Annotated in this window: 11 protein-coding genes; 2 read left to right on the forward strand and 9 right to left on the reverse strand. The window is 27.9% G+C overall.

The window, feature by feature from the left end:
• Positions 1-386: 386 nt before the first annotated feature.
• Positions 387-725, reverse strand: coding sequence for a helix-turn-helix domain-containing protein (locus ACKTTQ_RS03345; RefSeq protein ID WP_408048390.1), 339 nt, complete (start codon positions 723-725; stop codon positions 387-389).
• A 483-nt stretch (positions 726-1208) separates the two neighbouring features.
• Between ACKTTQ_RS03345 and ACKTTQ_RS03350 the strand changes: the two genes are divergently transcribed.
• A complete protein-coding gene (locus ACKTTQ_RS03350) occupies positions 1209-1766 on the forward strand; it encodes an REP-associated tyrosine transposase (protein WP_408048391.1) in 558 nt (185 codons plus the stop codon).
• 32 nt (positions 1767-1798) lie between these two features.
• On the opposite strand, the gene ACKTTQ_RS03355 is transcribed toward ACKTTQ_RS03350, so the two are convergent.
• The 3 genes from ACKTTQ_RS03355 to queG form a co-directional block, all read right to left on the reverse strand.
• On the reverse strand, positions 1799-2059 hold the full coding sequence (locus ACKTTQ_RS03355) for a Txe/YoeB family addiction module toxin (protein ID WP_408048392.1): 261 nt from the start codon (positions 2057-2059) through the stop codon (positions 1799-1801).
• Positions 2060-2308, reverse strand: a complete 249-nt coding sequence (locus ACKTTQ_RS03360; RefSeq protein ID WP_408048393.1) for a type II toxin-antitoxin system Phd/YefM family antitoxin — start codon at positions 2306-2308, stop codon at positions 2060-2062.
• Between the two features lie 111 nt (positions 2309-2419).
• Positions 2420-3349: a tRNA epoxyqueuosine(34) reductase QueG gene (queG, locus tag ACKTTQ_RS03365; protein WP_408048394.1), complete on the reverse strand. Its 930-nt coding sequence runs from the start codon at positions 3347-3349 to the stop codon at positions 2420-2422.
• A gap of 124 nt (positions 3350-3473) precedes the next feature.
• Between queG and ACKTTQ_RS03370 the strand changes: the two genes are divergently transcribed.
• A complete protein-coding gene (locus ACKTTQ_RS03370; RefSeq protein ID WP_408048395.1) occupies positions 3474-6095 on the forward strand; it encodes an AsmA-like C-terminal region-containing protein in 2622 nt (873 codons plus the stop codon).
• On the opposite strand, the gene ACKTTQ_RS03375 is transcribed toward ACKTTQ_RS03370, so the two are convergent.
• The 5 genes from ACKTTQ_RS03375 to ACKTTQ_RS03395 are packed head-to-tail and all read right to left on the reverse strand — an operon-like array spanning position 6096 to position 15440.
• On the reverse strand, positions 6096-7388 hold the full coding sequence (locus ACKTTQ_RS03375; protein WP_408048396.1) for a phenylacetate--CoA ligase family protein: 1293 nt from the start codon (positions 7386-7388) through the stop codon (positions 6096-6098). It lies immediately after the preceding gene.
• Positions 7385-9058: a C45 family autoproteolytic acyltransferase/hydolase gene (locus ACKTTQ_RS03380; protein WP_408048397.1), complete on the reverse strand. Its 1674-nt coding sequence runs from the start codon at positions 9056-9058 to the stop codon at positions 7385-7387. Before ACKTTQ_RS03380 ends, ACKTTQ_RS03375 begins: the two co-directional genes overlap by 4 nt.
• 8 nt (positions 9059-9066) lie before the next feature.
• Entirely contained in the window at positions 9067-10605 is a 1539-nt protein-coding gene (locus ACKTTQ_RS03385; protein ID WP_408048398.1) for a phytoene desaturase family protein, read from the reverse strand.
• Between the two features lies 1 nt (position 10606).
• The gene (locus tag ACKTTQ_RS03390) at positions 10607-14269 is read right to left on the reverse strand and encodes a 1-acyl-sn-glycerol-3-phosphate acyltransferase (protein ID WP_408048399.1); all 3663 of its coding nucleotides are present in this window, start codon (positions 14267-14269) and stop codon (positions 10607-10609) included.
• On the reverse strand, positions 14262-15440 hold the full coding sequence (locus ACKTTQ_RS03395) for a DUF2062 domain-containing protein (protein ID WP_408048400.1): 1179 nt from the start codon (positions 15438-15440) through the stop codon (positions 14262-14264). The genes ACKTTQ_RS03390 and ACKTTQ_RS03395 overlap by 8 nt, the downstream gene beginning before the upstream one ends.
• Positions 15441-15448 lie beyond the last annotated feature (8 nt).

Here is a 15448-nt window from a genome sequence, read left to right on the forward strand (position 1 = left end):
ACTAACTAGCTAGCATTCATAGTTCACTTTTACTTTTCTTTTTAAATATAACTTATATCTTAATAAGTTACCTTATCACAAAGTAAAGGCTAGTTTGTAACTAGTGGCGTATATGAGTAAGCGGTAAGAATAATAAAATATAAAGTCATAACGATAAAATGTTATGGCTTTTTTGCTATAAAACTATCATCAAGATTAAGGACTAGAATTTTTAACAAGAAAATGCAATTATAAAAATCATAAACTATTGATTTCCTCTGATGGTGCTAGTATGTCCGAGTGATGCTACTGCTAGTTTTTATAACTAGTAGCGGTTATGAGTAAGTAAATAGAATTTAAATTATTAAAATAATAAAGATGAAACCACCTTTAACGAGGTGGTTTTTCTATTTATAAGCTTGTTGTGTTTTATCATCACGTAAACACATATCAATAAAGTCAAAAATATACTTTTTCTTCTCTTCCGATAAATTAGAAATATCTTCAATACGCTGTAAAACTTCTTTATCCTTTACCAAAACAGAAGTGTCGCCAGCAAGAAAATCAAGAGAAACATTAAGAGCTTGTGCAAGGTTTTTGGCAATGTCAATCGATGGTGTACGCTCGTTACGTTCGTATCTTCCAATAATAGCAGAAGACGTACCAATCATAGAAGCTAAATCTTCACGTTTGATATTCTTTTCTGTTCTAATATTTTTTAATCTATTACCAAAAGTTGTGCTCATAATGTATCAATAGTTACCGTTCTGTAAGGGATTAAGCAAAAATATAGCAGCAAACTGTAAAAAAAAATCCAAAAGTATTGTTTAGAAATAACAGATTGTTTACTTTTGTTACCAAAGTGTAATAAAAAATATTTTTAATTATGTTCAATACTTCCAATCCAAACAACTACAGTTATATCACAAAACCCCCAGCTCCCGCTATTTTGTAACTAGTGGCGTATATGAATAAGCGGTAAGAGAAATAAAGTATAAAGCCATAACGGTAAAATGTTATGGCTTTTTTGCTATAAACTATCTTAATAAGTAGCTATTTTAGATAAAAAATTCTAAAAGACTATGGGTGGAAGTTCTATAATATAGATTTTATTTTGTTTAACTAAATAAAACTAAACTTGTTGGCCACTAGTTAATACTAGCGGTAGCAAATGAACCAAAATAATTAATAGAAAATAAGAAACCTATTTTTTGTATTTTAGCTATGCTATGAGTAGAAATTATAAATTCCATAATAAATCAGGTTTATATTTTGTAAGTTTTGCAACTATAAATTGGATAGATGTATTTACAAGACAAATATATTTTGATGTGTTAGTAGATAGTATAAACTACTGTAGAAAAGAAAAAGGAATGGAATTATATTGTTATTGTTTTATGCCAAGTCATGTCCATTTTATATTCCGTTCCTCAAAAAGTGAACCTTCAGAATTATTGCGAGATTTTAAACGACATACTTCTAAAAAAGTAATAGAATGTATAGAAAACAACCCACAAGAAAGCAGAAAAGAATGGTTGTTATGGATGCTTGAAAGAGCAGGTAAAAAGAATGCAACTACTACTAAACGTCAATTTTGGCAACAAAACAACAAACCTATAGAATTATGGAGTGAGAAAGTTATCAAACAGAAAATAGACTACATACATAATAATCCAGTAGAAAGTGGTTTAGTAGTAAACCCTGAAGATTGGAAATATTCAAGCGCAAGAAATTTCCAAGATGATGCTACAATTTTAGAAATTGATGATATTGGTTTTATTAATTAAATCTTTTCTTAATAACATGACAGTATCATAAGTTACTTACCGTAATGATACCGACATGCTGCTATCAAAATTTGTTCCTTATCATATTTATAAACTAATCGATGCTCTGATGTTATTCTTCTTGACCAATACCCTTGTAAGTCACCTTTTAAAGCTTCAGGCTTCCCTATGCCCTCGAAAGGTGTCCGTTTACAACTTTTTATCAAATCGTTAATTCGTTTAACTATTTTTTTATCAACTTTTTGCCAATACAAATAATCATCCCAAGAAGAACTAGACCAAGTTAATTTCATCTATTCTATTAAATCTTTATCTAAGCCAGAACCTCCTTCTAGCTCTTTAATAGAATCTAATAAAACATCTCTATTTTTTCCCGTTAATAAATAAGTGGTTTCCTTTAGTGAGTTATATTCATCTAGTGAAATTAATACAAGGTCTTTACCGTTTTTACGTTTAATAACAATATCACTTACATCATTAACTACTTTATCAAACCAATGCTTTAAATTTGAACGAAAATCTGTATAATTTACTGTTTCCATAAAGCAAAGATACATAAAAAGTACTTAAACAAGTACTTTATTAGTTAATAAATATCATTAAACTAATTAAATAACAAAATCTGATTGAATAATATAAAGAAAAAGATTTAGTTAATCACTCTCCAAAAAAGAAATAGTACATTGCAAACCACTAAACTTGGTTCGTTTTACTGCAGATTTTTTAAATACTTTACTAAACGTTTCTTGGGTTAACTCTTGCCAATCTCGCTTAGTCATTTCTAATAAGTTTTCTTGAGGTGAAAACAAAGGTTCAGTATGTGGTTTTGAAAAACGATTCCATGGACAAACATCCTGACAAATATCACATCCAAACATCCAGTTTTCCGTTTTTTCTTTGAACGCTGTAGGAATAGCATCTTTTAATTCAATTGTTAAATATGAAATACACTTACTACCATCAACCGTATTATTTGGCAAAATGGCTTCTGTTGGGCATGCATCAATACAACGAGTACATGATCCACAATGATCAGTAGTAAATGGATGATCATACACCAATTCTAAATCAATAATTAATTCAGCTAGAAAGAAAAAAGACCCTTGCTGTTTCTGTATTAATAATGAATGCTTCCCATTCCAACCCAAACCTGCTTTTTCTGCCCAAGCACGTTCTAAAACTGGAGCAGAATCTACAAAACAACGCCCAGACACCTCCCCTATTTCATCATGTATAAGCTGTAATAATGCTTTTAACTTATTTTTTATAATATGATGATAATCTTGCCCATAAGCATATTTAGAAATCTTATAGCTATCTTTTGATTGAACTTCCTCGGGAAAGTAATTATACGTTAGTGATATTACAGATTTTGCGCCCTCTACTAACAATGTTGGATCTAAACGCTTATCAAAATGGTTTTCCATGTACTTCATTTCACCATGAAAATCATTTTTTAACCACGCTTCTAAACGAGGCGCTTCTTTTTCTAAAAATTCGGCTTTTGCAATACCACATTCTAAAAACCCTAATTTCTTAGCTTGGGCTTTTATAAAATTAGAATATTGCTCTTTTTTACTCATTTATTGTTCGTTTTCAAAAGCAAAATTACCAAAACTTTTATTTTTATAGTTTTCTTAGCGATATGTTAACAAATAAATACTGAACTTTGCCCGTTAATAATATATACTTTAAAATATTTCCTCTATGAAAAAAGTTTATAAAATATTGATTGGCTTTATTTTAGTCATTTTCATTTTATTAGTAAGCATTCCTTTATTATTTCAAGATAAGATTCTTGGTTTGGTTAAAGAAACTGTAAACAACAACGTAAATGCAAAGGTTGATTTTTCTGATGGTAACTTAAGTTTACTCAGGAATTTCCCAAATGCATCTGTTACACTTTCTAATGTTTCAGTAATAAATCATAAGCCTTTTGATGGAGATACTTTACTGTATGCGAAAGACGTTGTTTTAAAACTAAAACTTACTGAACTTTTTAAAGCTTCTTCTGACCAATTAAACATAAAATCTTTTACTATTGACAATGCTTTGGTAAACGTAATGGTTAATGAAAAAGGAAAAGCAAATTATGATATTGCTAAACCTTCTACTGAAGTTACAATTAATGAAGAAGCTTCAGAAGAAAGTGAACCTTCTACTTTTGGATTATCAATTGACGGTTATAGTATTAGTAATACCACTATTAAATACAACGATAAAAAAGGAAAAATGTCTCTTTTATTGAACGACTTTAATCATAGTGGTTATGGTGATTTTTCTCAATCAAACTCAGAATTAACTACCAAAACAACATCTACTATTTCATTTGGAATGGACAATGTTTACTATGCAAAAAATCAAAAGATATCTTTAGATGCTATTCTTGGAATGGATTTAGTAAACAAAAAGTTTTCATTTTTAAAAAATGAAGCTAAGCTGAATAACCTTGCACTTGTTTTTAATGGTTTTGTTCAAATAAATGAGAATAACCAAGAAGTACATATCGATTTTAAAACTCCATCATCTGACTTTAAAAATTTTTTAGGCTTAATTCCAGAGGTTTATGCTAAAAACATCGCTGATGTTAAAACCTCAGGAAACTTTAGTGTAGCCGGAAAAGTATTTGGAACCATTGATGAAAAAAACATTCCAAAACTGGATATAGCAGTAAATGCTAAAAATGCCTCTTTTAAATACCCTGACTTACCTAAAAGTGTTCGCAACATAAATATCAACGCTCAATTAAAAAACACTACTGGAAAGGTTAAAAACACCTTTATAACCATTGACAATCTTTCTTTTAAAATTGATGAAGATGTTTTTTCTGGAAAAGGAAGTTTATACAACTTAACCACAAATCCGTTAGTAAAAGCAAATTTAAACGGAACCTTAAATTTAGCCAATATTAACAAAGCCTACCCTGTTGATTTAAAAAATGAATTAAGCGGTAAATTAAAAGCAAATTTGCGAACTAGCTTTGATGTTGATGCTATTAAAAAGAACATTGTTGGGCGTATTAAAAATGATGGTACTATTGAGGTAAGCGATTTTGTTTTTTCTTCAAAAGATATTGTAAACCCTCTTGAAATAAAAAACACCAAAATTAATTTTGATCCTAAAGTAATTTCACTAACAAAGTTTGACGCTAAAACTGGAAAAAGTGACATGAATGCTACTGGAAAAATTAATAACCTTCTTGGATTTTTATTGTCAAACAAAAAACTACAAGGTACTTTTAATGTGAAATCTAACAATTTTTATGTGAGTGATTTCATGCAAAAAAACACAGATACTCCTACCAACGATGATACTTCAAAAGAAGAATCGGAAACTAAAGAGATTTCAACAGAAGAATCACTAAAAATTCCAGCTTTCTTAGATTGTAAAGTTTTAGCAGATGCTAAAACTGTTCATTATGACAACTTAACTTTAAAAAATGTAAAAGGAACTTTATGGTTAAAGGATGAAAAAGCTATTTTACAAAATGTAAATGCAGGAATTTTTAACGGGCAAATAGCATTAAATGGAGAAGTAAATACCCAGAAGAAGCAACCTACTTTTGCTATGAAATTAGGAGTTAAATCATTTGATATTTCTCAATCTTTTACTAGTATGGATTTATTAAAATCATTAAGCCCAATTGCTGGTGCTATGAATGGAAAATTAAATTCAGACATTAATTTAAGCGGTAGTTTGAATAAAGATTTCACCCCAAACTTAACTTCTGTTTCTGGAAAAGCTTTAGCTCGACTTTTAACTACTAAAATTAACCCTGAAAATTCAAAAGCTTTAAGTTTATTAGATAATAAATTATCATTTATAGATTTAACAAAACTAGATTTATCAGACATAAAAACACATTTATCGTTTAAACAAGGAAAAGTAGCAGTAGCTCCTTTTAAATTAAAATATAAAGATATTGGCATTAATATAGGAGGAAGTCATGGTTTTGATCAGAGTATGAATTATAACGTTACTTTAGATGTTCCTGCTAAATACTTAGGAAGTGAGGTATCTGGCTTATTATCAAAACTAAGCGCTAAAGATCAAAACATAACGGTACCAGTTACTGCAACGATTACAGGAAACATGACATCTCCAAGTGTTACTACTGATTTATCTTCTTCTGTTTCAAAATTAAGTCAGAAATTAATTCAACAACAAAAAGACAATTTAGTTAAAAACACGTTAGGAAATTTACTAGGAAATTCTAAAAAGGATACAACTAAAACCTCAACAAGTACCAAAGATGCAACCGTTAATAAAGTAAAAGATGTTTTAGGAGGTTTATTTGGTAAAAAGAAGAAAGAAAAGAAAAAGAAATAACTATGTTATTCTTTTATCAATAATATCTACAGGTTTCCTACTTAATTTAGGAAACCTTAGTTTTTGTATTTCGTCTTTGCTAGTAAATTCTATATGTGGAACAACTCTTAGCTTTGTTTTACATCTTTCTGCAACTCGTGTTTTTAGCTTTCCTTCATCTGAATTTGTTTCTATTTTTAAAACAACCTCATCTGTATCAATTTCATTATGATAAATTTCAATAACAAAATTTATTATTTCATTAAATTCATTTAAAACACTTTTAATAGCTTCAGGGAAAATAGTAGTTCCTTTTAGCTTTATCATTTGTTTCTTCCTTCCTAAAACTGACCCTATTCTATATGTGTTTCTACCACATTTACATGGTTCATTATGTATCGTAACAACATCTCCTGTTTTATATCTAAGCAAAGGCATTGTTTCTACCCCCAAAGTGGTTATTGTTAACTCTCCAGGCTCTCCTTCTTTAACAGGTTTATTATTTTCATCTAACAACTCAGTTATAATAAGTTCTGGATGATGATGCCCTCCGTTTTTTTCTTTACAATCTGTAAAAGCTGTACTCATCTCTGTAGAAGCATAGGTGGAAAATAATTCAATATCCCATTCTTCTTTGATTTTTTTAGCCAATGCATTTAACGTGAAATTTTGGTTTCTTACCGGCTCACCTATACAAACTGCCTTTTGAACACTAACTTCTTTTAAGTTTATTTGGTGTTTTTTAGCATAGCTTATGAGTTTTAATAAAAAAGAAGGCACAACTACTAAACATGTTGGTTTTAATCTAATAATTGAATCCCATTGTAATTCAGGACTACCAACACCTGTTCTTATAACTGATGCACCTAACTTTCGTATTCCTAAAAAATACGCTAGCCCTGCCATAAAACGTTTATCAAGGGTTGTGGTAAGTTGTACTACATCTTTATTCGTTATTCCCGCACAAGCAAACGAAATATATTCATTATAAGAAAGTCTATCTAAATCATTGTTAGATAACATAAAAGTAACAGGGTCTCCTAATGTTCCTGAAGTAGTAACAATATCAATTATTTCTTCCTTTTTTACACAGATAAAATCTTCATTATTTATTTGCAAATCTTCTTTTGTAGTAACCGGTATTTTTTCTAGATCTTCTACTGTTTTAATTGTAAAAATATCGATACTATTATCTTTGAATCTTTTTTGATAAAATTTCGAATTTTCTTCTAAGTAACTCAAAAGAGTTCTCATTTTTTTTTCTTGAAAAATCTTAATTTCTGAAAGGGATGCTTGTTCTATTTTAGGAATCATTTTTTTAACTTTCTCTTTAATTTTCTAATATATGATTCAATACTCTTTTTATCTTGATAAGTAGTTACTTCTTTTTCTTTAGCTTTTAAAAACATCGTTAAAGAAGCTCGATAATATTTTTTACTATAATAATATTTTCCTACCAAATAATACACTTTCCAAAAGCTTTCATTATTTTCTATATAACTTTTTAAAAGTGTACTGTTTATATTTTGCTTGTTTTTTAATAGTAGTTCAATTTCTTTTTCTTGTTTTCTATAGATTTCATAGTTTTTATATGCTTGTGAATACAAGAAATCATCCTCTTTTATTAATAATTCTTTTTTAGATAATGAGTAGTTTGCTTTTTTGTTTTCATTATTAAAAATCTCATTCAAATCGTACGCTACAAACTTCCCTAATTGGTATGGGTTAGTTGACACCCAAACTAATCGTTCTGATGGCTTAAATACTATTCCGTGATGTGCTAATAACTGGTTCAATGCTTTCTCATTCCCAAAACCTATCTCTTTTCCCTTAAGCCCTTCTTTATTCCTTAAAATATCAACAGCATCTTTTGGTGTTACCTTTTTAGTTGCCCCTATTAATTCTTGCATTTTTAAATATCTATACTTAGAATGACTTTCTTCAATGTGTTTTGTGTTTTTTTTATCATTTTTATATGCTTCACTTTGAAAATGATTAGAACAAATTAACTGACTAGTATTTTCAACATCATAAACCCCAAAATTACTAGGAGAAACTTCTATTGTAACTGCTTTATTATCTTTTGCACTACCAACTAAAATAGACTCTGACACAAAAACTTCTCTCTTTTTTGCAATTTCTATTGCTTCATCTATGGTTGATGCATATTGTAAAATTTCTCTGGTAACTATAGATATTGGTGTTTTAGCAACAAGAGGCATTTTTGATTTCCCTGCATTTATAGTTACTGTTAATCCATGCTCATTCATACCAGACATAACACCAATCATTCCTGCCCAAGTTACCGACATAAATTTATGTCCGTTTGTAGGATTTACAAATGCAATTATTTTTTCTTTAGCGAAATCATCACCTGCATAAAAATCAAAATTTCTTCCTAAAACCAACTTCCCATCAACTGTTTTATCTCCCCAAACGGCAAATGAAGAACAGCCTACTAATGCTAAATCTTTTAATGCATGCCCAATATCATGAGCACCATGCAAGTACAATATTCTTAAATATTCATTTGCTATTGAATTGTATTTTGGAGATGCATATTTTGACAATCCATAAATCTCCGTTTTATACTCCTCTGATATATGCAAATACATTTTTCGATTAAACCAAGCTAAGAATTTCCTTAATAAAAATTGTTTGAATTTTGAAGGGACTATCTTTTTTACTTTTGAAAGAAATGCATCTTCTTGTTTATGAAAAAGTTCTTGAGTTAAACTTCCTGTTTTTAAGCCTATTTCTAGCGGATTTCCAGACACATACAATTCCCATAATCCTTCTTCGTTTTTTGAAATAAAATTAGCACCAATATTAAAAACAGTATCTGAAATTTTATTTCTCTTTTCAATGGTCGTTTTATAGTGTGATATATCAGGAATATCATGCAATGACTTTGATATACCACAAGAACTGAAAACCAGTGCTATTAATGCAATTAAAATATATGTATATCTTCTTTTACACATTACACACATTATTTTTTAATTGAATTCGCTTCTAAAATTTTGTCTAATAAATATTCTCTCCCTACTAATTCTGAACAGGTTATTACAGCACTTATAGTTACTCCTAAAATACCATGCATGTTTAAACTTTGTCCGGTAAACAGTAAGTTTTTAATTTTTGTTTTTGGAGCTATAAAAGATTTTAAAGGATTGCTAATATCTTTAACATATCCATAAGCTGCTCCTTCATTATTACCTATATAATCTCTATAAGATAATGGAGTTGATGTGTGTATTTCTTCAATACATTCTCTTATATTAGGTATTTTCTTCTCTATTTCTTTAATAAAAACCTCAGCTTTCTCTTCTTTAAACTCCTCATACGTTTGCCCTCTTTCGTTTTTGTCTGCAACTGTATTTTTAGTAGTAAGCCATGGTTGCATTTCTGAAAAATGCATATAAGTCATTCCTGTAAGACTCTCTCCCCACTCTTCAGTTCCTTTTTTTATCCCCATAGATAACATATATGATTTGGGCCAATTTTCTTGTGTATAATCTTGTCCTTCCCAAACTGAATTTTCATCTTTAAAATGGTAATAGTTTCTATTTTTATATTTTAATGTTTTTGGTTTTAAAACTATATACAAACTAAAAACAGAAATGCCGTTTTCTATATTATGTATTCTATTAACGTATGATTTTCTTAATGTTATTTTATCTTCTACTAATCTTAATGTTTGTTTAGGGTCTACATTAGATATAAAAGTATCCCCTTTAACAATGGTTCCATCTCTAGTAACTACAGATGTTATTTTATTGTTTTCATCAAAATTAAATTTACTCACTTCTTTATATTTATATGCTTCTCCTCCAAACTCTTTAATTTTTTTTATCAGTGCCTTAGATATTTGACCACCTCCATTTACACACCTATAAGCACTTTCTATATATGAATTAACAGCGAGTGCATGAACATAAAAAGGTGTTTTATTCTTATCTCCTGCATACAATAAATTTGTTCCAGATAATACAGCTTTTAGCTTTTTATTAGTGGTAATACTATCAATATAATTTTTAGCTCCTAATTCAAACATTTCAACATTATCATAATACGGAGCACCATGTTTTAAATGATACAAAGGAAATTGATTACATGTTTCTAGTAACTTTTCACTATATGCTTTTATTGCTATTTTCTCTTCTGGAAACTCTTCTACTAATTTTTTAATAAAGTTTTCATAACCTTGGGCATGTTTGTATTCTTTTACATCATTATCAAATGTAATTATATCAAATCCGTCTTCATCCATTTTATGTAGATTAAGACTGTCCATAATACCTAAATACTTAAAATACTTATATAGGTTTTGCCCTTCAGACAATCCTCCTATATAATGTACGCCTGTATCAAAAATAGTTTTATTCCTTACAAAGGTTTGTAAATTACCTCCAAACTGATTGTTTTTTTCTAGTATACATACACTTTTCCCCTCTCTAGCCATTATGTTAGCTGAAACTAATCCTCCTAAACCACTTCCGATAATTACGATATCGTATTTTTCTTTCATTCTATCTTTTTAAAGTAACTAGTTTATCTTCTTCACTAATCGTATAATTATCAAAGTTATAATTATTTTGATATGTATCTTTTATAAAAAAGATAGTGCTATTATTTTTCTCCTTAATTTGTTTAAGTTCGCTATCTTCTAATTTTCTATCTATAATAATTATAGCTTCTTCCTGTAAAAGAACTTCTTCTAAATTTTCAGAGATTTTAATTTTCTTGTTTTCCATTAAATAATTACTCTCTATAATTTCTTTAATCTCTTTAGTCTTCGCATGAATAAAAACCTTCCTATCTAATGAGTTTAATGTCAGTAAAAAATCAAGTCCTCCATAACTTTCCGTTACATGAATAATAGTTGTTTTTTTTGCTATTTTTTTTAGTAAATTATTATACAGTACTATATGTTTTTTAAAATCTTTTTTAACATAGCTTCTTACATTTTTTTCTTTATACTGATAGCTTTCTAGTATTGTTTTATAAAAATAAGTGTGATCTTCTAACTCCTCTCTTAAATTATTATGCTCTTCTTTAAAATACGTACTTATTTTTTTTGTTCTCTCACTATAGTTAACTCCAAAGGATACATCTGAACTTGAAATTCTCTTTAAAATTTTTGTCGTTATCGTTCCTTTATTTATAATAAAACTTGTTTTAGGAAGTACTTCTGAAGCTCCATGAATTAAAACAGGAATAATATCTAATTTAAATTTTTCAGCTAGGTAAAATGCTCCTTTGTGAAATCTTTTTATTTTATTAGTTTCTGACCTAGTTCCTTCTGGAAAAACCATTACGCTATATCCTTGCTTTATTTTTTCTTCTAAATGCTCTAAACCGTTTTCTATTCCTGCAGAAACAGGATAAAAACCTGCTAATTGCACTGCTTTTCCAAATATAGGCGAGTTATAAACCCAATCATTTACTAAAAAAATAAGTTTTGGGTGTAATTTACCAATAGTCAATATGTCTAAGAACGAATTATGATTGGCAATGATTAATGCTTGTTTAGAAAAGTCTTCTTTAAATTCATTAATTGTTTTATTTCTTAAAAAAGGATAAGACCATAAAACAGATCCCATAAATTTGGAAATCACTTTATGAAACCATTTCATCTTCTTCTTTTTACTAATAGGTATAATTTTCATTATACTTACACTAAATAACGATAGTACTATACCTCCTACTCCAAAATAAGTAAACGATAGTATTGAAAAAATAAACTGAGGTATTTTTAATTGCTTTTGCTTATGTGTACCTATAAAAAGTTTAAACAATAATGGCTGAATTGTAAATGCTATAAAAATAGCAGAAATAATACCAATAACAGAAACTATTGAAATAGAATATAATGCTGGATGTTTTGCAAATATTAAAACCCCTACTCCTAAAATTGTGGTTAAAACTGATAAAAGTATTGCTATTTTATGATTAGGTAAGTAACTTCCTTTTGTTTGGTATTCTTTTACTAATGCGTTAGTAATAAATATGCTATAATCAATACCTAACCCAAAAATAAATGTAGATATTATAATATTAAAAATATTAAACTCAACTTTTAAAAGCCCCATTAAACCAACGGTTATCACCCATGTTAAAAAAACTGGTATAATACTTATTAGAGTTAAATAAATGTTTCTGTAAAAAAATAATAACAATACTGCAACTACTAAAAAAGACCATATCATTAATGAATTAAAGTTATTTTTAAGCCCTCCTAAAAAAACTTCATTCATTTCTTTTCTATCTATAAGTATTTCTTCTTCATTATCTTTAAATAACTCTCTAACTTCTTGGGTAAATTCTTTTTCAACCTTTAGAATGTTGGTTATCGTTGTAAACCCATTTTTTGTAACAATATAATCTTTCACAGGGATTATTGAACTTTCCTTGTATGTATTAATATCTATTTTGTTAACCGTAGCTGAAAGTTTATTTATAAAACCAGAAAAAGTTGTTGGTTTAAATCCAACTTTTTTCGCACTTATTTCTATATTATTCGTTAATTCTTCTATTTTTTCATCAGTCCAAAAAGCTTTCCATTTTTCTGATTTTATATTTTGACTTTTTTCTGATCCAATAAAATTACTGATGGTTTTTATTTCAATAATTTTATTTTCGTTTTTTAATTTTTGTAGTTTTCTTAATATTCTTTCATTAATTTGTAAAGCTTCTTCTTCAGAGTTTCCGTAAGCAACTAAGTATATAGATTTTTTTGAAATATTAATTAAACCATCTAATTCTTTTTCTATTTCTATTAGTTGATCTGATTTATAATTTAATGCTGATAAATCTTGATTAAAAGATACTTTTTTATACGTAAAACAACTAATTATTATTAATAGTAAAGAACCTATTATAAGTATTTTACTAGTATGAAATTTATACGTAACAATACGTTCTAATATATTTTGTTTTGCTTTTTTATTCTTCTTAAATGTATAAACATGAGGTATAAAAAATAAAGCAAACAATGATGCCCCTATAACGCTTATAGCTGCAAAAATCCCCAAATCTTGCAAAGCTTGTGAATTAATAAAAAGTAAACATAAAAAAGCGCTAGCTGTAGTTAAGCTACTTATAAGAATTGGTTTACAAATTTCATTATATAACTTTTTCACACTTCCTTCGTTTCTTAAAAAAGTAAGGATATGAAGTGAATAATCTAAAGTAATTCCTAACAATACTGAACCAATACCTAATGATATAGCTGAAACTTTTCCTCTTATAAAAAAGAGTACCGCTACAGCCAAAACCCCTCCAAAAAGTGTAGGTATAAATAATATAAAAGGGATGGTTATTTTTTTATAGAAAACAATTAAGATTACTATTAATATTGATAAAGCAATGCTTACTGTTATTTGAATATCAGATTTTATCTGTGTTGCATTTTCTACTGCTCCTACAGTAGCTCCGTAGTATTTTCCAGAAATTTCATCTTCATATTTAACTGTAAGTTTTTTAGCTATATTTTTTAATTCATTTATAAAGAACGTATTCTTTGCTGTTTCACTTGAGGCGTATTGAGTATTAATGAATAGAAGAATGTTCTCTTCATCTTTACTCATTAAAAAACCATTCTTTAAAATAAAATTATCCCCAACGCTTAAACTTTTTAAATTATTTAAAACCAAAAAGGTTAATCCTAAAGGATCTCTTATTATTTGCTTTTTTACAATGCTTCCTGTAGGAGATACTAATGTTTTAAAATTTTTCCGTGTTAAACTCTCTATATTCTCTTTTTTAAGTTTTTTTTTAATTTCAATATAATCGCTTTCACTTAAAAACAACGGAAGGTTTTTATATATAAAATCCGTAGTGTTTAGAATATTAGAATCATCTATCTTTCCTTCTATACTTTTTATATATGGAGCTGTATGCTTTGAAATACTATCTACTAATTCGGAAGCGTAACTTATTAATTCTTTTACTTTAGAATTTTCTTTTCTAGTTATTTTAACTATTAATTTATCAGAAAAATTTGTGGTGTTTAGTACTTTTTCAAGTTTTTTAGACTCTTGTGATTTTGGAATTAACTTTAAAATATCTTCTTCAAAAGATATTTTAGAGGCTAAAAAAAAGGTGCTTAAAAACAATACGACAAAAACAATAATACCTACTGTTTTTCTTCTTTTAAAAAAATTATATGTTATATAAAAAAAATTACTCATTGATACCTTTACTTGCTTTTCTAAATATAAAATATGCTATCACACTACTAACTAAGGCTAAACAAAAAGCTAAAGAGAGACTTCCTATAACATATACTTTTAAATGAGTTAGCATTTTTAAATTTTTAATATTTTCAAACTTAAAAGCAACTTTTTCATTTAAAATTAACTCCCCCATTTTTACACTTAAAAATACGATGACAGGAATTAAAGGAGGTAAACTTATATTAGAAAAAGCAAATGAAATTGCTTTATTTAGTTTAAAAATGTATGCAAATGAAATTGCTAAAACCCCTTGAAAACCCCAAAATGGTGATATTCCTAAAAATATCCCTAAAGCAATTGATAATGCTTTTTTTAAAGGCGACTCATTACTTCCTAAAACATCTTCTTTAAAGAACTTTTTTAGCCCTTTTTTTTTTAACCTTCTTAAAAGGTTTCTTGGTTTAATGTATAAAAAAGTTACTAACACCAACCAAGTGTTTAAAATACTTATTCTTGTAAAATCTTTTACTGGTCTGAAGTGTGATACCCGTTCACTTTCATCATATAATACTTTTACTGGTACATTTTCTACAGGAATATCTCGCCAAGCAATTTTTACAATAACTTCTATTTCAAATTCAAATTTAGTAGTATAAAATTGAACTTGACTAATCGGTTTTAATGGGTATAGTCTATAACCTGATTGGGTATCTTCTAGTTTTATTCCAGTTTCTACCCAAAACCAAAAATTAGAAAACTTATTTCCGAAACTACTTTTTTTAGGAACTGAGCTTTGATCCATGTTTCTAGCTCCAATAAGTAAAATATCTTTTTTAGTATATTCTTTTAGTCTTTCTAAAAAAACAGGGAGGTCATCTGGAAAATGTTGCCCATCAGAATCAATTGTAATAGCAAATTCATACTCAAGGCTATTTGCTAATTTAAATCCTTGTCGTAAAGCACTTCCTTTACCTTTGTTTTTTGTGTAGCTAATTTGTTTTAAAAAAGAGTAGTTTTTTAAAATGTTTGACGTTTGATCTGTAGATCCATCATTGACAATAATAATATTTTGGGTGTATAATAAAACCCCTTCAATTACTCTTTGTAAGGTTTTTTCATTATTATAAGTTGGTATAATTACACAACACTTATAATCATCAAAATTATATTTACGTTCATTATTCACCCTACAAA

Origin of the sequence: Tenacibaculum halocynthiae (genome assembly GCF_964512825.1) — a bacterium.
Classification (GTDB): domain Bacteria; phylum Bacteroidota; class Bacteroidia; order Flavobacteriales; family Flavobacteriaceae; genus Polaribacter; species Polaribacter halocynthiae.